The organism is Streptomyces sp. NPDC005899 (assembly GCF_040629645.1).
Taxonomy (GTDB): domain Bacteria; phylum Actinomycetota; class Actinomycetes; order Streptomycetales; family Streptomycetaceae; genus Streptomyces.
The window spans coordinates 22,737-41,339 of the sequence record NZ_JBEXWB010000014.1; the positions used below are offsets into that span (position 1 = coordinate 22,737).

The 18,603-nt window shown below is 69.5% G+C and carries 12 protein-coding genes; 4 read left to right on the forward strand and 8 right to left on the reverse strand.

Annotated elements, in window-relative coordinates; genetic code table 11:
- Positions 1-20: 20 nt before the first annotated feature.
- The 7 genes from ABZ371_RS03595 to rplU all read right to left on the reverse strand — a co-directional run bounded on the left by ABZ371_RS03595 (position 21) and on the right by rplU (position 10,659).
- Positions 21-2,738 (reverse strand): CDP-glycerol glycerophosphotransferase family protein, encoded by a 2,718-nt coding sequence (locus ABZ371_RS03595; RefSeq protein WP_358672945.1) that lies wholly within the window; start codon positions 2,736-2,738, stop codon positions 21-23.
- Positions 2,739-2,960: 222 nt separating this feature from the next.
- Positions 2,961-4,181 carry a glycosyltransferase family 2 protein gene (locus ABZ371_RS03600; protein WP_358672928.1) on the reverse strand — a complete coding sequence of 407 codons (1,221 nt, stop codon included), beginning with the start codon at positions 4,179-4,181 and terminating at the stop codon, positions 2,961-2,963.
- A gap of 206 nt (positions 4,182-4,387) precedes the next feature.
- A complete protein-coding gene (locus tag ABZ371_RS03605; protein ID WP_358672929.1) occupies positions 4,388-6,574 on the reverse strand; it encodes a hypothetical protein in 2,187 nt (728 codons plus the stop codon).
- 136 nt (positions 6,575-6,710) lie between these two features.
- Entirely contained in the window at positions 6,711-8,210 is a 1,500-nt protein-coding gene (locus ABZ371_RS03610) for a bifunctional cytidylyltransferase/SDR family oxidoreductase (protein ID WP_358672930.1), read from the reverse strand.
- A 274-nt stretch (positions 8,211-8,484) separates the two neighbouring features.
- Complete coding sequence (gene obgE / locus ABZ371_RS03615; protein WP_358672931.1) at positions 8,485-9,921, reverse strand: GTPase ObgE; 1,437 nt, start codon at positions 9,919-9,921, stop codon at positions 8,485-8,487.
- A gap of 145 nt (positions 9,922-10,066) precedes the next feature.
- The gene (rpmA, locus tag ABZ371_RS03620) at positions 10,067-10,324 is read right to left on the reverse strand and encodes a 50S ribosomal protein L27 (RefSeq protein WP_014045902.1); all 258 of its coding nucleotides are present in this window, start codon (positions 10,322-10,324) and stop codon (positions 10,067-10,069) included.
- 14 nt (positions 10,325-10,338) lie between these two features.
- The gene (gene rplU, locus ABZ371_RS03625) at positions 10,339-10,659 is read right to left on the reverse strand and encodes a 50S ribosomal protein L21 (protein WP_018551604.1); all 321 of its coding nucleotides are present in this window, start codon (positions 10,657-10,659) and stop codon (positions 10,339-10,341) included.
- A 1,170-nt stretch (positions 10,660-11,829) separates the two neighbouring features.
- Between rplU and ABZ371_RS03630 the strand changes: the two genes are divergently transcribed.
- From ABZ371_RS03630 to ABZ371_RS03645, 4 genes are all read left to right on the forward strand, one after another.
- Complete coding sequence (locus ABZ371_RS03630) at positions 11,830-12,426, forward strand: acyltransferase (RefSeq protein WP_358672932.1); 597 nt, start codon at positions 11,830-11,832, stop codon at positions 12,424-12,426.
- A 390-nt stretch (positions 12,427-12,816) separates the two neighbouring features.
- A complete protein-coding gene (wecB, locus tag ABZ371_RS03635; RefSeq protein WP_358672933.1) occupies positions 12,817-13,920 on the forward strand; it encodes a UDP-N-acetylglucosamine 2-epimerase (non-hydrolyzing) in 1,104 nt (367 codons plus the stop codon).
- Positions 13,921-14,032: 112 nt separating this feature from the next.
- Positions 14,033-15,406, forward strand: coding sequence for a glycosyltransferase (locus ABZ371_RS03640; RefSeq protein WP_358672934.1), 1,374 nt, complete (start codon positions 14,033-14,035; stop codon positions 15,404-15,406).
- Positions 15,403-17,535: a glycosyltransferase gene (locus tag ABZ371_RS03645; protein ID WP_358672935.1), complete on the forward strand. Its 2,133-nt coding sequence runs from the start codon at positions 15,403-15,405 to the stop codon at positions 17,533-17,535. Before ABZ371_RS03640 ends, ABZ371_RS03645 begins: the two co-directional genes overlap by 4 nt.
- Positions 17,536-17,623: 88 nt before the next feature.
- Here the strand turns inward: ABZ371_RS03645 and galE are convergent, their stop codons facing one another.
- A complete protein-coding gene (galE, locus tag ABZ371_RS03650; RefSeq protein ID WP_358672936.1) occupies positions 17,624-18,601 on the reverse strand; it encodes a UDP-glucose 4-epimerase GalE in 978 nt (325 codons plus the stop codon).
- Between the last annotated feature and the right edge of the window lie 2 nt (positions 18,602-18,603).

The following is an 18,603-nucleotide window of genomic DNA, read 5'->3' on the forward strand; positions in this document are numbered from 1 at the left end:
GGTACGGGCGCGCGGCCGGGTCAGCCGTTGCCGAGCGCCAGCATCCGGTCGACGACCCGCGCCGAGGCCAGCCCGTCGGAGGGCTCGCAGAAGTCCTGCTTGAACCGGTCGTACTTCTCCTTGTACTTCTCCTTCACGTCGTCGATGTTCACGATCGCGTCGACGAGCTCGTCCGACGTCTTGATCAGGGGGCCCGGCGCCCGGGAGGTGAAGTCGAAGTAGAAGCCCCGCAGGGTGTCGCGGTAGTGCTCGAGGTCGTACGTGAAGAAGAGCATCGGCCGGCCGGAGTGCGCGAAGTCGAACAACACGGAGGAGTAGTCCGTGATGAGCACGTCGGCGATCAGGTAGAGGTCGGCGATGTCCGGGTAGTACGTGACGTCCCAGACGAAGCCCTGTCCGGCGCCCGGGATGCTGTCGAGGACCTTGTGGTGCTTGCGGTAGAGGAGGACGTGGTCGTCGCCGATCCTCTTCTGCGCCGCCTCGACGTCGATCTGGTTGTCCAGCTTGAAGCGCCGGCCGCCGTAGCGCTGGTCGTCGCGCCAGGTGGGCGCGTACAGGACGACCTTCTTGCCGGCGGGGATGCCGAGCTTCTCCCTGACCGCCGCGGCCCTGGCCACCCGGTCCGGGGCGTGGAACACGTCGTTGCGCGGGTAGCCCGCCTCCAGCACCTCGCACTGCAGCCGGAAGGCGTTGGTCATGATCGGGGTGGTGAAGGCGTTCGGCGTGACGAAGAGGCTGTACTGCCGCGAGCGCTGGGGAAGGCTCCCGATGTAGGCGAGGTTGGCCTGCGGGGTGCCGAGCAGGTCGGCGCCGATCCGCTTGAGCGGGGTGCCGTGCCAGGTCTGGACGACGACCTGGCCCTCCCGCCGGACGAACCATTCGCGGATGCCACCGTTGGTCACGATGTAGCGGCTGCGGGCCAGGGCCTCGTACCACTCCTTGCTGGCCCACTCCACACCGCGCACGCCGGGCGGCAGGACGACCTGCTGGTCGTGGACCATCGCGATGTGCTCGACGTCCACGCCGCGGCGCATCAGCTCCTCGTAGACCGCGCGCGGGGAGTCGGAGAACTGCTTGCCGCCGAAGCTGTTGTAGAGCACGGCCTCACGCAGCGGCAGCTCGCGCTGCTCGGCGGTGAACCCCTCGCGCAGCAGCGACTGCCGGTAGGCCCCGCGGATCTCGGGGTCCAGGACCCCGCCGGACTCGAGATAGACGCGGTCGTACTCGAACCTCTCCACCGTGTACGTCCGGTGCGCGCCCTGATGGCTCAGGGGCAGGCTCCCGACGAGGTCGGGGCGGATGGTCACGGGCACGTCGTGCCGGTGGTCCCACTCGCTGAGGGCCCGCAGGAAGGGCAGCCAGCGTCCGGCGCGCAGGGGGAGCGTTCCCTCGTACGCCGGCATGGTGTCGGGGGTCACGCGGGCGGTGAAACGGCCGTCCGCGAAGGTGACCGGGAACGGCTTGTCCTCGTTGCGGCCGCTGTGCCGCAGGACGAACTTCATCTTCTCGGCGGGCCCGGCGTACGTGCCGGTGAGCACCAGTTCGCCGTCCTTCGACCATTCCACGCGGTCGACGAGGGGCTGGGGTGTCCGCACCTGCGGGGAGAAGTTGCCCGCCCCGTCGGTGCGCACCGCGAACTCCAGGCCGTCCGGCAGCTGCCGGACCGTGGTGCGCAGGCTCCGGCCGATGGTGGCCCGGCGCGTCGTCCCGTCGGCGAACACGATGAACGCACGGAAGGTCCGGGCCCTGCCGGGGCCCACACCGTCGACCGGCAGCTCGGCGTAGGGCACCCGCCCGCCGAACCGGATCCAGCCGTCGGCACCCGGGCCCTGCTCCTCGAGCGGGAAGTCGGCGGCGTACTCGGTGGGTTCGTGATCCAGGCGCAGTGCCACGGGCTTCTTGCCGGTGGTGGCCAGCGCGCGGGAGCGCAGGGTCACCGCCATGCCCTCGGCGTCCAGCTCCTGGGAGTCGATCTCGGCCGGGACGACGTCCACGGTGAGCTTGAGCCGGTTGCGGTCGAAGCCGGTGACCACCCTCACGCCGTCGTCGACGAAGCGGACCGAGCTGTGACCGGTCGCGCCGGTGGTGCCCTTGAGCACACTGCCCACGGACATCCCGCCGGGCCGGGGGATGCCGATGCCCAGGCGCCAGGTACCGGGCTGCCAGTGGCCGCGGGTCCGCAGGCGCGACGGGTCGACGGTGACTTCGAAACCCGACCAGTCGTAGTGGTGGTGGGCGCTCTTCGCCTCGGTGGTCGCCATGGGCTCCAGGACGGTACGCAGGCGCAGCGGCACGGCGCTCTTGCTTCCCTGGCGCCGGAGCACGGCGACGCGCAGCGAGCGTCTGCCCGTCGCGGAGGGCACGTTGGGGATGTAGGCGTACCCGCGCAGCCGGAGGCGCCCGTCCTGCCAGGCCAGGCCGAGGAGTTTGCTGCGGACGGGGAGTTCCTTGCGCGTGAAGTTGCGCACGGCCGGGGGCAGCGAGGAGGTCTCTATGCCCGGGATCTCGACTCGGGCCCGCCGCAGGCCCTTCACGGCGAACGCCCCGGGGTTCGCCCGCTCGTACTCCAGGAGCCGCACGAGCTCGTCACCGCGCCCGGTGGCCGCGAGGTGCCATTTGACGCGGGCGATCGGGGAGAACTTGCGGACCAGCTTCGGAGTGGCCTGCGCCAGAAACTCCTTGGCCGCGCTGTGGAAGGCGGGGCGCTCCTCGACCGGCGTCTCCGGGAAGTACTTCATGAGCCGGCTGAGCTCTTCGGGAATGGTTTCGACGGTTCGGGACGCCACGGCGAGAGGGCCTTTCCGAGGACTACAGGTGAACCCCAGGAAGACGGGGCGCGAATCAGACGCATAATAAGGCTTCGGCGCCGCTCCACAGTAAGCCGTGGTCTCCCTCACACGGCAGTCGCCCCCGTGTGCGAGCGGCCGCCCCGGAGCCGCTCGTCGTACTCCGGTGCCCCGTCAGGCCCGCCGGGTGAGCCCCGCGGGCAGGGCTGCCCGCAACGTCCTGCGGGCCTTGCGCACGAGACGGCGCGCGAGGGACGAGGCCGTCGAGGCGGGCGGCTCGATCCTTTCGCCGCCCACCCACTCGGTCACCGTGACCCGGTACGCCGATTCGGGCAGCGCGGGCCCCTCGCCGAAATGGGGATACGCCAGGTAGAGCCGGGCCGGGCGCTCCTTGCGGACGATCTCGGGCTCATGCCCCTCCGTCATGAACCGCAGGATGCCCAGGAGCAGGTCCAGCCTCCCCTTGGCGACGCAGATCAGGCGCAGTCTCTCGTTGACCTTGAGGGAGTTCGCCAGCCCGCGAGTCCAGTAGGCCTCCATGAGCGGGGCGGCCAACTCCATCTTCCGCTTCTGCACCGCCGCCGGCTGCTTCAGGAGCCGGGGCCCGAACTGGGGAAGCAGCGTGATGACGAACGGCCGCACCATCAGCGCGTCCCGCTCCGGCCCCGGAGGCACGTACTCGGCGATGAGCGCCGTCAACGCGCGTGCGGAATCGAAGCGGAGTTCGTAACTTCCGCTCTTGGTGACGTGTTTGCCGTCGTCGCGGCCCACCAGGTAGTAGCAGGTGTAATCGGCGACGACCGAAACGCCGTTGCCCCGCAGATAGGCCTCCAAAGTGAAGAGGGCGTCCTCTCCCGTCCTCAGTTTCTCGTCGAACGACATCCCGAGCTGGACGAGGAGCTCGCGCCGGAAGAGTTTCTGGGCACTCAGCGTGAATTTGACCTGGGAGAAGAAGATGTCGGCGTGTTCGACGGTCTGCTTCCACATCGACTTGGCCGCGCCCCGGTTCACGCCGACCACCTTGCCGAGCACCACGTCCGTCCCGGCCCGGTCGCCCATCGCGACCAGCCGTTCCAGGGCCTCCTCACCGAAGTAGTCGTCGGCGTCCAGGAAGAAGACGTACCGGCCCCGGGCGAGGCCGAGTCCGACGTTGCGCGGGCCGCTGGGGCCGCCCGAGTTGGCCTGGTGGACGACCCTCGTGTCGATGGCGGTCCGCGCGGCGAACTCGTCCAGGTACTCCCCCGTGCCGTCGGTGGACCCGTCGTCGACGGCGACGATCTCGATGCGTTCGGCACTCAGTGTCTGCGCCTCGACGGATTCGAGGCAGCGGATCAGGTAGGGCATCGCCTGGTACGCGCCGATGACGACGCTGACATCCGGTGTATCGCTGCTCATCGTTCCCCGGTCCGTGACGTTCGCATTGGTCGGAAGAAACGATGGAACGACAATTCGTGTCCGGCTGTGCGGACAGACACGCGAACGGCCCGTACGCTTCCCTCCCGGAGGAAGACGTACAGGCCGTTCCATGCGTTGCCTCGTGATCCGGGCCCTTTTCGGACATCCGTCCGGCGTTCGTCGTCAGGGCCGGAGTCTCCCGGGGGTCAGCGCGCCACCGTGGCCTCGCCGCCGGCGCCGCTCCCGGCGTCCGGCACCAGCGCGTCGGGGTCGGCCGCCAGCTCGGCCGCGGCGACCTTCTCCGCCACCCCGTCGCCCGTGCCGGCGGCCGTCGCCTCCGGGTCCGGCAGTGGCTCGATCTGTGCGCCGAGGCGCTGGGCCACACCCGCGTTGCGGGCCTCGGCCTTGGCGGTCAGCGCGCGCACGGCGGCGTTGAACTGCTCCATGGAGGTCGGCTCGTCCGGACCCAGCAGGTAGCGCTTCAGCTCACGGCGCGGCCCGGCCAGCGGGTCCCCGGCCGGGTCGGACACGGCGTCCAGCAGCCGCCCCACCTCCGCGGCGCTGTTGGACAGGATGACGGCGGCCCGTACGGCGGTGTTCTGCCGCTTGAACTCCTCGGCTCCCAGCTCGGCCGAGTCGGTGACCGCGTACGGCTTGCCGCTCGCGATGAAGTCGGAGACCACGCTGGAGATGTCGGAGACCATGGCGTCGGACTGGTTGAAGCAGTCGTACAGCTTCGGCTGGGCGCCGGTCACCGTGCGGTGCTCCCACCAGCCGAAGGAACGCCAGTAGGCGTCGTTCCACCGGGTGCGCAGCACTTCGAGCTCCGCCTGCCGCGCCGGGTCGGCGAGCGAGACCCGTGACTCCTCCGCCTCGTCGCCTCCCGCGCGTCCGGGCTGCGCCAGCGCGGCCAGGCGGGTCTCGATCTTCGCCAGCTCGGCCTTGGCGGCCTGGTGTCCCGCGGCCGCGGCGGATGCCTCCTTCGCCCAGCGGGGGTCGGCCGCGCGGTCCTCGGCCGCCTTCGCGATCAGCGCCTTGATCCTGAAGTCGGCCGCCTTGGCCTTGGCACTGCGGATACCGGTGAAGGGGTGCGGCTTGTAGATCACGCGCACGGGCCGGTCCGCGTCCAGCAGCCTGCGGACGATGTTCTCCCCGGCCAGCAGGATGGAGGTGTTGCCGGGGTTGTCGTCCCAGCCCTCCCAGGTGGGGGCGTACAGGACCGTGGGGATCGGATTCCTCGTGGTTCCGGTCCAGCTCTCGATGGGCGCCAGCTGCGGGCGCCCGACCTCCACGATGTCCTCGTCGCGGACGCCCACGTCGGCCAGCGCGTACCGGTCCCGGCCCGCGCGGCCCGCGGTCCACACCTCGTCGTACACCTTGGAGAAGGGGTTGACGCTGGCGAGCTTGTCGCTGTCACCGTGCCCGATGAAGACGTGCTTCATGGTCGGGACGCGCAGTATGTGGATGTTCTTGCCGACGTTGGCCGGATACAGGCAGACACGGACGGTGGAGAGTTCGAGGTTCATCAGGTGGGTGCCGGCCGGGATGCAGACCACGGGCACGGAGGTGTCGGCGAGCTGGGGCACGAGGGTGCGCTCCCGCATGATGACGAGCGGGCGGCCCTCGACGGCGGCCATGGTGTCGAGCCACATGTTGCCCTGGTAGGCCGACTCGTTCGAGCCGGAGAAGTAGAGCACGACGGTGGGCCGGTACTCCCGCAGCCAGGTGTCCAGCGCCTTCAGGACCGCCGGTGCCGACGGCACCAGCTGGCTGCGGCGCACGTACGGGAGGAGCAGCGCGGTGTAGACGGTCCCCAGGAGCAGCGTGACGCCCGCGCAGGCGTAGCCGAACGCGTCCTGGCCGGTCTCCGCCGCGACCAGGATGCCCGCGACCGCGGGGATGTCCAGGTGCAGCATCTTCTCGGCGGACCGGTTCAGCAGCCGCTGCGGGGGGGCGTCGGGGATGCGGACGGCGTGCAGGTCCACGTTGCGGGTGACGATCGGCATGGTGCGGCGCAGCCGGATCAGGGTCGTCAGCGCGCCGTGCGGGGCCTGGAGGCCGTAGAAGGCCAGGAAGCACGCCACCGCCACGAAGAAGAGCGGCTCCTCCGCGAGGTCCAGCCGGGCCAGCAGCAGGACGACCATGAGCTGCCGGAGCAGGAAGCGGATCGGCAGCCCCGCCCGCACCGTGGCGAGCCGGTTGACCAGATAACTGCCGCGCTGGTGCAGGTACCAGTCGGTGACGTACGTGACAGCCGTGGCCGCCGCGAAGAACCAGATGTCGGGAAGAAGCGCGGCGATCATGACGCAGGGATAGCCCAGCGTCATCAGTATCGCCGCCGCGAGTTCTGACCGGCTGCCCACACGGGCCAGGCGAATGGCTGTCGAAATCACGAAGAACCTGCTCCAGGGGGTGCCGGTTGTTTCACGTATGGAGGGAAATGTGAAGGTGCGGCTTCACGCATACGGGCCTCCGCGGTCGCTTTTCAGCAATCACAGAGGCCCGCAAAAGTACATTTGTCAAGAATTATTACACAGCTTCCTGACGGTCCAGCACGGAGGCCAGTGCCTGCTCGAAGCCGGACGATCCGGCGGCGTCACGCGTCGGGTCCTGCTGCCTCACGTCGATGACGTGGCCGGTCAGCGCGGACAGGAGCACGTCAAGGGAGGTACGCGCCACGGCCTCGGAGGAGAGCAGGGACCCGTCGGGCTCCTTGCCGAACGCCTTCGTCCGCATCGGGGTCGCCGTGCGCTCGGGGTTCACGCAGTTGACCCGGATGCCGTCGGCCGCCCACTCGTCGGCCAGCGCCTGCGTGAGGTTCACCATGGCGGCCTTGGTGGAGGAGTAGAGGCTGTACTCCGCACGCCCCCGGGTGTAGCTGCTGGAGGTGTACAGCAGCAGCTGCCCCTTGGTCTCGGCCAGGTACTTGTACGAGGCGCGGGCGATCTGCACGGGCGCCAGGTAGTTGACGTTCAGCGCTTCCTGGATCGTCGCGCTGTCGGTCTCGGCCAGCTTGCCGATGCGCAGGACGCCGGCGGTGTTGATGACGTAGTCGACCCGCCCCGTCTCCGCGTACGCCTTGGACAGGGCCTCGTCGACGTGCTCCGGGTTCTCCACGTGCGTCCCCGTGGTGGAGCGGCCGAGCGCGTACACGCTGGCGCCGTAGCCCTCGGCCAGCGCGGCGATGTCCGCGCCGATGCCGTACGAGCCGCCGAAGACCACGAGCGTCCGGCCGGAGAGCAGCTCACGGTAGGCGGCCTCGTCGGCCTGCTGCGGGGCCGCGGTGGAGGCCAGCTGGAAGAGCTTGTCGGTGATGAAGACGTCGACCGGCTGGGTCACCTTCATGTTGTACTCGTCGCCCGCGACCACGTGGATCGGCACGTCGGGAAGGTACTTCAGGACCACCGAGCAGTCATCGGTGGCCTGGAAGTTCGGGTCGCCGGCCGCGACCTCGTACGCCTTGCGGATCGTCGACAGCTTGAATGCCTGCGGAGTCTGGCCGCGGCGCAGCCGGGACCGGTCCGGGACGTCGGTGATGAACTCGCCGTCCTCGCCGTGGGTGCGCGTCACGATGATCGTGTCGGCCGACGGGATGGCTACGTCCACGGCCTGGTACCGGTCGAGCGCGGCGACGCAGTCCTTGATGACGCGCTGTGACAGCAGGGGGCGCACGGCGTCGTGGAAGAGGACGTTGCGCTCCTCGCCCTCGGCGAGGCCCTCGCCGAGCGCCGCGATGGCCCGCTCGGTGGTCTCGTTCCGGGTGCTGCCGCCCTCGATGATCCTGGTGACCTTGGTCAGTCCGGCCTTGGCGACGATCTTCTCCACCTCGGGCACGAACCCGGGCGCCATCAGCACGATGACGTCGTCGATGTCCTCGGCGTTCTGGAAGATGGTCAGCGTGTGCTCGATGACGGCCTTGCCGGCGATCTTCAGCAGCTGCTTGGGGATCGACAGCCCTACACGCTGGCCGGTACCACCGGCGAGCACGACCGCTGTGGTCCGGGGCTTGGCTTCGTGCGGCACAGACACAGACGACCTACCTTGCGATGACAGGGGGGAACGGTGTGATGGTCGCACTCTCCGTGACCGTCTCGCAAGGTGGACGTTTACCGGGCCCCGCCTCAGGGAAACCCGCAGTTCACCCGCTGGCCAGGCAGATTGCCCCGGCGGGGCCCGCACCCCGGGTGACCGACCCCACAGACGTGTTACCCGATCCGTACATCACCGGCCGCGGGACCGGCTCCTACCTGGCAGTTCCCTGTGAATCCGGGCGCCCCGCGCGGCGGGGCGCCCGGTTCGCCGGCTAGAAGGGGTCGAACTCGTCGAACTCGCGCTGCACCACGTCGCGCTCGGACTCGCGCTCGCGGCGGCGCTGCGCCGCGGGGCGCGGGGCTTCGAGGCGGTGGTCCTCACCGCGGCGCCCCAGCATCTCGGCACCGGCGGCCATGGTCGGCTCCCAGTCGAAGACGACGGCGTTCTCCTCGGGTCCGATGGCCACGCCGTCACCGGCCTGGGCACCCGCCTTGCGGAGCTCGTCCTCGACACCCAGACGGTTGAGCCGGTCGGCGAGGTACCCGACCGCCTCGTCGTTGTTGAAGTCGGTCTGGCGGATCCAGCGCTCGGGCTTCTCGCCCCGTACGCGGTAGATGCCCTCGTCGTCCTTCGTGACGGTGAAGCCCGCGTCGTCGACGGCCTTCGGACGGATGACGACCCGGGTCGACTCCTCCTTCGGCTTGCTGGCGCGCGCCTCGGCGATGATTCCGGCGAGCGCGTACGAGAGCTCGTTGAGCCCCTTGTGCGCGATGGCCGAGACCTCGAAGACGCGGTAGCCGCGTGCCTCCAGGTCCGGGCGGATCATGTCGGCGAGCTCCTGGCCGTCGGGGATGTCGACCTTGTTCAGGGCGACGATGCGCGGACGGTTCTCCAGCCCGCCGTACAGCCGAAGCTCCTCCTCGATCATGTCGAGGTCGGAGACGGGATCGCGGTCCGACTCCAGCGTCGCGGTGTCGAGGACGTGCACGAGGACGGAGCAGCGCTCCACGTGCCGCAGGAACTCCAGGCCCAGGCCCTTGCCCTGGCTGGCGCCGGGGATGAGCCCGGGGACGTCCGCGATGGTGTAGACGGTCGAACCGGCGGTGACGACGCCCAGGTTGGGCACGAGGGTCGTGAACGGGTAGTCCGCGATCTTCGGCTTGGCGGCGGAGAGCACCGAGATCAGCGAGGACTTGCCGGCGCTCGGGTAGCCGACGAGGGCGACGTCGGCGACGGTCTTGAGCTCCAGGACGATGTCCCGGCTCTCCCCCGGCTCACCGAGCAGTGCGAAACCGGGCGCCTTGCGGCGTGCGGAGGCCAGCGCGGCGTTGCCGAGGCCGCCGCGGCCGCCCTGGCCGGCGACGAAGGTGGTGCCCTGGCCGACCATGTCCGCGAGGACGTTGCCGGCCTTGTCCAGCACGACGGTGCCGTCCGGGACGGGCAGCACGAGGTCCTGGCCGTCCTTGCCGGAGCGGTTGTCACCCGCGCCGGGCTGGCCGTTCGTGGCCTTGCGGTGAGGGTGGTGGTGGTAGTCCAGCAGCGTGGTGACGGACTGCTCGACGACGAGGATCACGTCGCCGCCGCGTCCGCCGTTGCCCCCGTCGGGGCCTCCCAGCGGCTTGAACTTCTCACGGTGTACGGAGGCCACGCCGTGGCCTCCGTTACCCGCGGCGGCATGCAGCTCGACGCGGTCCACGAAGGTGGTCATGGTGGGTGCCTCCAGGTACAGCGGAAAAAGTACGGGATTGTCTCTTGACGTAACGCGCCGAGGGCGGACCCGCTTCCCCGATTACCGGGAAAGCCGAGATCCGCCCTCGGAAGGTGCTGAGTCGTTCAGCCGGTCGCTGCCTGGATCAGGCGGCGACGGGAACGATGTTCACGACCTTGCGGCCGCGGTGCGTACCGAACTCCACCGCACCGGCGGTCAGCGCGAACAGCGTGTCGTCGCCGCCACGGCCGACGCCCGTGCCCGGGTGGAAGTGGGTGCCGCGCTGGCGGACCAGGATCTCACCGGCGTTGACGGCCTGACCGCCGAAGCGCTTCACGCCGAGCCGCTGAGCATTGGAGTCGCGCCCGTTCCGAGTGGACGATGCGCCCTTCTTGTGTGCCATGTGTTCTCAGTCCCTTACTTCGCAGCCGCGGGGATACCGGTGACCTTGATCGCCGTGTACTGCTGGCGGTGACCCTGACGGCGGCGGTAACCGGTCTTGTTCTTGTAGCGAAGGATGTCGATCTTCGCGCCCTTGTGGTGGTCCACGATCTCGGCCTGGACCTTGATGCCGTCCAGCACCCAGGGGTCGCTGGTCACGGCGTCACCGTCGACAACGAGCAGGGTCGAGAGCTCGACCGTGTCGCCAACCTTGGCGGTGGGAATCTTGTCAACCTCAACGATGTCGCCGACAGCAACCTTGTGCTGGCGACCACCGCTGCGCACGATGGCGTACACGCGGATCTCTCTCTCACTCGGAACGGATCCCCTGATGCCAGCCGCCCGCACGGGCCGGGGCCCGCGACAGTCCGGAAGGATGAGCGGCCTCCCCCGGGGACGGATCACCGGGAGGGATGTGCTCAGGGGTAGGCGCACAGAAACACGCCGAGGGTCAAGATTACGGGGCGGGGTGCGGGGGGTCAAACCGGGGTGGTGGGCGAAGCCAGGCCCCACACGTCCGTGCAGTCGTACAGACAGTCGCCCCGAGCGGCGCCGCGATGGGCCACAGGTGCAGGGCTCCCGACTCGCCGTCCCGCAGGCTGCGGCAACCAGGGCATCACACTGAGCCGACAACTGCTCGGAGCCCGTTCGGGACCTGCCTGGTGGGCTACCTCACCAACGGCGCCCTCCCCCTACGAAAGCACAGGGCGTCGCGGACGCGGTCCGCGACGCCCTGTCGCTGCCGACCCCGCCGTGAAGGCAGGCGCGACCACAAGGGGCACCACACTCGGCCTGCTCCGGATACTGCGACCGAGTGCCTGCATCCACCTGAGAGGACGCCGCTGATACATGGGTCCCCACAGTCCGGCCGCTACCGCTTTCACCCCACTTCCCCGTTCGCGGCGTTAAGCGATCGATACCGCGCGTGGACGAGCGCCAATGCCTTCTTGTCCTCACGCGGAACTGAAGCAGAAGCCCGAACAGGAGCTGTGCGGCCTGCTGGTCCTGGTGTCCCGAGTTCCGGAGACGGACACCACAGGTAGCGCCTCCCGAGGACGAACGCTCACCTTTTCGTACGACCAGCTACTCCGGGAAGCCACGCCCGATCGACCGAGATCGAACCCAGGCCACGAACATGACGGCCGAATGGCAGGTTATGTTCGGCGCTTCATTCCCAGACTGTCTCGACCTTCTCCATATGTTGCCTGCCATTCAGCACAACGCCCTGAAACGGAAGTCGATACCTTCAGGCCAGTCGGCTCTCGTATGCGGCGAAACCCTCTCCGACCCGCCTCGTGAACCCGTCGTAAACCCGGGAGTTGGGCACAACCACGGCACGTTCCTCCCAGCGGCGTCCCATCCCCGGTAACCGCCGAGCTGTGGCCCTTGACTCGTCGGACGAACAGTGCCGGGGCCGTAAGATTCCGGGCACATCCGCATCCCCCGCATCCCCGGAAGGCGCAGCACGTGAACTACAGGGTCCAGCCCACCGCGCAGGTCGACGAGAGTGCCGTCATCGGCGCGGGCAGCAGCGTGTGGGAGCTCGCTCAAATCCGTGAGGGCGCCAGGCTCGGTGAGGGCTGCGTGGTGGGACGCGGCGCCTATGTGGGCACCGGCGTGCAGATCGGGAACAACGTCAAGCTCCAGAACTACGCCCTGGTGTACGAACCGGCCGAGCTCGGCGACGGTGTGTTCGTGGGCCCGGCCGTGGTGCTCACCAACGACCACAACCCGCGCTCGGTCGACCCCGAGGGCAAGCAGAAGCGCGGCGGCGACTGGGAGGCGGTCGGCGTCAAGGTCGCCGAAGGCGCTTCCCTCGGAGCGCGTTCGGTCTGTGTGGCACCGGTACGGATCGGGCGCTGGGCCATGGTGGCCGCGGGGGCCGTCGTCACCAAGGACGTGCCGGACTTCGCCCTGGTCGTGGGCGTGCCCGCCCGAAGGATCGGCTGGGTGGGACCCAGTGGCGTGCGCCTGGTGGAGCACGAGGATGAGCCCGGCGTGTGGGTGTGCCCGCAGACGGGCACGGCGTACGTCGAGAGGGACGGCGTCCTGTCCGAGCGCTGAGCGGCTCGGTGCCGGCTCGTGTGACGCGACTCCGGCGTATCCCGGGGTGTGCGTGTTCTCTCCGGCCGATGGCGCACGGGCGCCTGGCCGACGACTGACCTCGCGTGCTCGCGACCGGCGGCCGGACGGCCGACCACGTCCGCGTCTGCGCTGTCTGCGGCGGTCCGTGCCGTTTCGTACGGCGGACCGGCCGGGCCACCCGGACGGACACCGATTTGTTCGCCCGATCGTTATCAGCTCTCGCCGCCGGCGCCGTCATGCTCCCTTCCGCAGGTGACAGTGCTCCTCACGGCCCCCGAGCCCACCGGACCCTGATCATCGGCGTCCCGGCCATTGCCTACCATTGTGCTGACCTCCCGCGCGTGACCTGATCCAGAAGAAGAGTGCTCAGTGAAAGTCATCAGCATCGTCGGCGCCCGTCCACAATTGGTGAAGCTGGCGCCCATCTCGGCCGCCTTCTCCGCCACGGACCACGAGCACTTCATCGTGCACACCGGGCAGCACTACGACGCCGACCTGTCCGACGTCTTCTTCGACGGTCTGGGAATCCCCTCCCCCGACGTCCACCTGGGCGTCGGTTCCGGCAGTCACGGGGCGCAGACGGGATCGGTGCTCACCGCGCTCGACCCCGTCCTGGAACGCGAGAAGCCGGACTGGGTACTCGTCTACGGCGACACGAACTCGACCATCGCGGGTGCGCTGTCCGCCGTGAAGATGCACCTTCCCGTGGCACACCTGGAAGCGGGGTTGCGCAGTTTCAACCGGCGCATGCCCGAGGAGCACAACCGGGTCCTCACCGACCACTGCGCGGACCTGCTCCTGGCACCGACACAGGAGGCCATGCGGCACCTAGCGGACGAAGGGCTGTCCGCGCGCGCCGAACTGGCGGGTGACGTCATGGTCGACATCTGCCTGCGCATCCGCGACGCGGTGCTGGCCGGTGACCACCCGGCGCCGGCCCTGCCCGCGGGCATCGACCCCACCCGGCCGTTCCTGCTCGCCACCCTGCACCGCCCGGACAACACGGACGACCCGGCACGCCTGGCAGCGATCCTCGACTCCCTCGCCGGTCTGCCGCTCCCGGTCGCCCTGCTCGCGCACCCGCGTCTGGTCGCCCGGGCGGAGGCCCACGGCATCACGCTGCAGAAGGGGGCGGTCCACGTCGGACGGCCGCTGCCCTACGCGGGACTGGTCGCCGCTGTCCTGTCCTCCAGCGGTGTGGTCACCGACTCCGGAGGCCTCCAGAAAGAAGCGTTTCTTCTCGAGCGCGTCACCACCACGATCCGCCCGGAGACGGAGTGGGTCGAGACGGTGAACAGCGGCTGGAACGTCCTGGTGCCCGATCCGCACACGCTGGACGCCCAGGCATGGGCCGAGACGGTGACCCGCTCCGCGCCCACGGCCGACCCGGGTACGCCTTACGGCGATGGCCACGCGGCGGAGAACGTCGTCCGGATCATGGAAGAGTGGAACGGGGGGAGCCGGCGCGCGTGACATGCGGAGGCGCCGTGAGCGGCGTTAATACGTAAATGTCACCGTGCTAGCGTCATAGGTTATGTCAACGTCTCTCAGGTCGGGACTGCCCGCGAATGGCACACGACCTCATGTGATTTACCTGGCCATCGGATTCCCGCCGGCCGCGAAGAGCTGCGCCTACCGCATGCGCGAGACCGCGAACCAGTTCGTCAACGCGGGCTGGGACGTCACGGTGGTCACCATCGCCAAGGAATCCTGGGAGCGGGACTCCGGTATCGACCTCACTCTTCTGGACCAGGTCGATCCCCGTGTGAAGATCGTCGAGCTTCCGTTGGCACGGGAGGATCTGGAGACGGACATCCGCCTCTACGACGAGGCCCGCGCACTCAGGCCCACCGCCTGGAACGCGAGGCTCCGTGCGCGGCACATCGCGGTGTTCCCGGAGGCGAGCTTCGGTGGCTGGCGGCCGGTGCTGGAACAGGCCGTGGTGGACATCCACGAGGAGCACACAGCCGACCTCCTGCTGGCCAGCTGCGTGCCCTACGTCAACCTGGCCGCCGCCTGGAAACTGTGGGAGCACGCCGGTGTTCCCTATGCCGTGGACTTCCGGGACGGCTGGTCCATCGACGTCGTCGAAGGCGTCGAGGCTTTCTCCCAGGATTCCGAACTCGGCCGCTGGGAACAGAAGATCCTGGATCACGCGGTTTCCCTGTGGGTGGTCAACGACCCGATCGCGGAGCACTACCGCACGCGCTATCCGGAATTCGCCGACCGGGTACGTGTGGTGCGCAACGGCTACGACGCGGACAGCTCTCCGGGCCGCGTCCACGCCCCCGACCCGGATTCCGGCCTGGTCTTCGGATACCTGGGGACCGTGAACTTCACGACGCAGCACCTGGAGACGGTGCTCAACGCGTGGCGGGCCGCTCGCGAGCAGGAGCCGCTGCTGGCCAACGCGCGCTTCGAGGTGCGGGGCCACCTCGGTAACGGTGCCAGCCGCGAGGCCAACCGGCACGCCGAGATCCTCAAGCAGGCCGAGGCGGACGGGGTCGTCTTCGGCGGTCCCGCCGCCAAGGCCGAGGTCGCCTCGATCTACGCACGCTGGGACGCGATGGTCCTCATCCTCATCGGTGGCCGCTACGTGACCTCGGGCAAGGTGTACGAGTACATGGCGACGGGGCTCCCCATCGTCTCCGCGCACGTGGTCGAGCACGACGCCTCGAACGTCCTCAAGGGCCATCCCCTGTGGACGGGCGCCGTGGGCCTCGACGAGGAAGCGCTGACCCAGTCCTTCGTCCGGGCCGCGCACATGGCCGTCGACACCAGCGACGCCGTCCACGCGGAGGCGATGGCCCACGCGGACCAGTTCACCCGGGAGACCTTGATGACCGTCGCGGTGGCGGAACTGGTCGACCGGCTCGCCGCGGACCGGGCGTCTGTCGGCACGGCGTCCGCCACTGTCCCCGCCGAGAAGTCGATCGTCACCGGAGGGCCGGCATCGTGACCGAGGTTCTGTTCATCGCGTCCAAAAGACCCCAGCTCGGCCTTCTCCGGGATTCGGTGGCCAAGTTCCAGGACCGGGGGGCCAAGGTCTACCTCGCCGGGACGTTCCACGTGGCCCCCGTCTCCGAGGAACTGGCGCAGATGGGGCTGGAAGGCGTGCGTCAACTGCCCCGGAGCCTCTCCAAGCGGAGCGGGGCACTGCGCCGCAAGGCCGAAGCGTCGCCCGCCGGGATGAGAATTTGGTTCCAGGCGCAGCGTGACCGGTGGCTCCGGCAGCGAGCCACCAACGCCCAGGTCCTCGTAGCCCTGGACCAGCGTTCGGTCTACACCGTGTGGCGGCTCTCCCGGTACAACCCGTCGGCGGAGGCGCACTTCGGGATCGCCGCCGCCCTCGTGGCGCTCGACAAGGTCAAGCGCCAGGGCGCGTCCGTCCGTCACAGCGCGCTGCCGCCGCTCGGCGCCGTCGCGCAGGATCTGCGCCGCACCCTCGACGGTCTGCCCGCCGCCGTGATGCGCACGGCGACCGCTCGGCCCGTCATGCGCTCGACCCTGGGCGCGCGGCTCTGGCGATCGGCCGTCACCGTTCCCGGGATGCCGGTCAAGGCCCGGGTGGCGGCCTCCCGTTACGTGGCGGAGGGCATGCAGTGGGCCGGCCGCACCAGCGGTGCGGCCATAGCGCTCACGTCGGCGGCCTCCAGGATCTCCGACCTCGCGGTCAGGGCGTCACTGCTCGACGAGGGCGTCATGACCGAGATCAACAAGGGGATCAGCCCCCGTGATCTGGGCAAGGCGGTCGACGCCCAGCTCGCCTACGCCGACGAACAGCACGCCGCGGGTCGCGACGACATCGCCTCCGAGGCCCTGAACCGTGCGTTGTTCCTGGGCTTCCACCGGGTCCTGCACATAGACCAGCTCAGTTCACCCCTCGCCGAGGACGCGCAGAAGTACGTCGGGCGCTTCCACAGCTCAGCCGCCTTCCGGGCGATCACCCGGGCCCGCGGCAGGCGGACGCCCCCGGCTCCGGTGCCCACCGACCGGCCTCTGCGCCTGCTCGTCACCACGAGTGCCAACGCGAACTTCCTCCAGCACATCCTGGCGCTGTACGAGAACCACCCGGGTGTGGAGCTCAGGTACCTGGACCTCGCCGCCCAGAAGGCCCTCAAGCGCATCTCCTGGGCGGCGCGCCTCATGCTGGAGGACCGCCTCGCCGACGGGGAGTCCGCCTACCAGGCGGACGTCGAGCGGCTGATGCGTCCGTACCTCGACTGGGCGGACACCGTGTTCCTCGACTGGTCCGTCGGCCCGGCCGCGATGCTCACCACCATCGACCCCGGTGACACCCGCGTCGTGGTGCGGCTGCACAGCTACGAGGCGTTCACCCGGTGGCCCCACATGACGGACTTCTCCCGGGTCGATGACCTGATCTTCGTGGCCCCCCACGTCAAGGACCTGGTCACCTCGCTCGTTCCGCAGCTCCGCGCGGACGGCGCGCCACGCATGCACGTCCTCGACAACGCGATGGACCTCTCGGACTTCGTCCGCCCGAAGGCCCCGGAAGCCCGCTTCAACCTGGGTCTGATAGGCGTGAGCCAGGTGGCCAAGGACCCTCTGTGGGCCATCGACGTGCTCCGGCGCGTGCGGGAGAAGGACGAGCGTTACCGGCTGCTCCTGGTGGGCGGGGACATGGACCCGAAGACCAGCAAGGCGACCAGCGACTACCGGGCCGCGTTCGAGCGGGAGCTGAAGCCCCTCGTCGCTTCGGGTGCCGTGGTGCGCCTGGGCCCGACCGACGACGTACCCGCGATGCTCACCGACATCGGCGTGATCCTGAGCTCGTCGGTGCGTGAGGGCTGCCACGTGGGGCTGATGGAAGGGGCGGCGAGCGGCGCCGTTCCCGTCGCCCGTGACTGGCCCTTCTACGCCGGGCGGCCCAACAGCGCGCGGACCCTCTATCCCGAGGGCTGGGTCGTCGCATCGCCCGAGGAGGCGGCCCGGCGCATCCTGGAGGTCACGTCGAGCGAGGAATCCTGGCTGGCGGCCGGTGAGCTGGCTTCCCGGCACGCCGTCTCCACCTGGGACTGGAGCGTCGTCCAGAAGCAGTTCGACCGGCTGCTGCTCGACGAGGGCTGATTCCACCAGGCTCCTGAGACGGGTGAGGGCCCGTACCCCCGGCCGGGGGTACGGGCCCTCACCCGTCCACTGCCTCTGACCGTCGGCGTCAGGTGCGGGCGGACGGGTGCCGGAGACACCAGCCGGCCCACGCCGAGGTCACCATCGCCCGGACGTCGTGGCGGTACACCCAGCCCAGTTCGCGCCGGATCCGGTCGGCGGACGCCACGACGCGGGCGGGATCGCCGGGCCGACGGCCCTCCACCACGGGTGACAGGTCGTGCCGGCCGGTGATGTCCTGGATGGCGGCCACCATTTCGGAGACCGAGACACCCCGCCCACTGCCGATGTTGAGGACCAGGGACGCCGTGGCGTCCTCGACGAGCCGCCGGGCCGCCGCGACGTGCGCGGTGGCCACGTCCTCGACGTGGATGTAGTCACGGACGCAGGTGCCGTCCGGGGTCTCGTAGTCGTTGCCGAAGACACGCGGCGATTCGTCAGCGGTCAGCCGTTCGAACACCATCGGCACCAGGTTGAACACACCGTCGTCGCCCAGTTCCGGGGAGGCCGCACCCGCCACGTTGAAGTAGCGCAACGAGGCCGTCGCCATCCCGTGCGCGCTGCCTGCCGCAGCGACCATCCACTCCCCGGCGAGCTTGGTCTCACCGTACGGACTGAGCGGACGGCACGGCGTGTCCTCCGTCACCAGATCGACGTCGGGCATGCCGTACACAGCCGCGGACGAGGAGAAGAGGAAACGTCCCACCCCCGCGGCGGCCGCCGCTTCGAGCAGGGTCCGCAGACCGTCGACGTTCTCCCGGTAGTAGTGGAGCGGCCGTCGGACGGACTCCGCGACCTGCTTCTTCCCGGCGATGTGGACGATGCCGGACACCGCGTGCTCGGCCAGCACCCGGTCGAGCAGCTCCCGGTCCAGAACCGAGCCGACGACCAGCGGGGTGCCTTGCGGCAGCCGGTCGGCGCGGCCCGTGCTCAGGTCGTCGAGGACGACGACGGGCTCCTGCCGCACCATCTCCTGCACCACATGGGATCCGATGTAACCGGCTCCGCCGGTGATCAGCCAGGTCATCG

Bases quoted from the DNA above. Each gene is read 5' to 3' on its own strand.
- ABZ371_RS03595 (WP_358672945.1), bottom strand. From the start codon at position 2,738: ATGAAGTACTTCCCGGAGACGCCGGTCGAGGAGCGCCCCGCCTTCCAC.
- ABZ371_RS03600 (WP_358672928.1), bottom strand. From the start codon at position 4,181: ATGAGCAGCGATACACCGGATGTCAGCGTCGTCATCGGCGCGTACCAG.
- obgE (WP_358672931.1), bottom strand. From the start codon at position 9,921: ATGACCACCTTCGTGGACCGCGTCGAGCTGCATGCCGCCGCGGGTAAC.
- rpmA (WP_014045902.1), bottom strand. From the start codon at position 10,324: ATGGCACACAAGAAGGGCGCATCGTCCACTCGGAACGGGCGCGACTCC.
- galE (WP_358672936.1), bottom strand. From the start codon at position 18,601: ATGACCTGGCTGATCACCGGCGGAGCCGGTTACATCGGATCCCATGTG.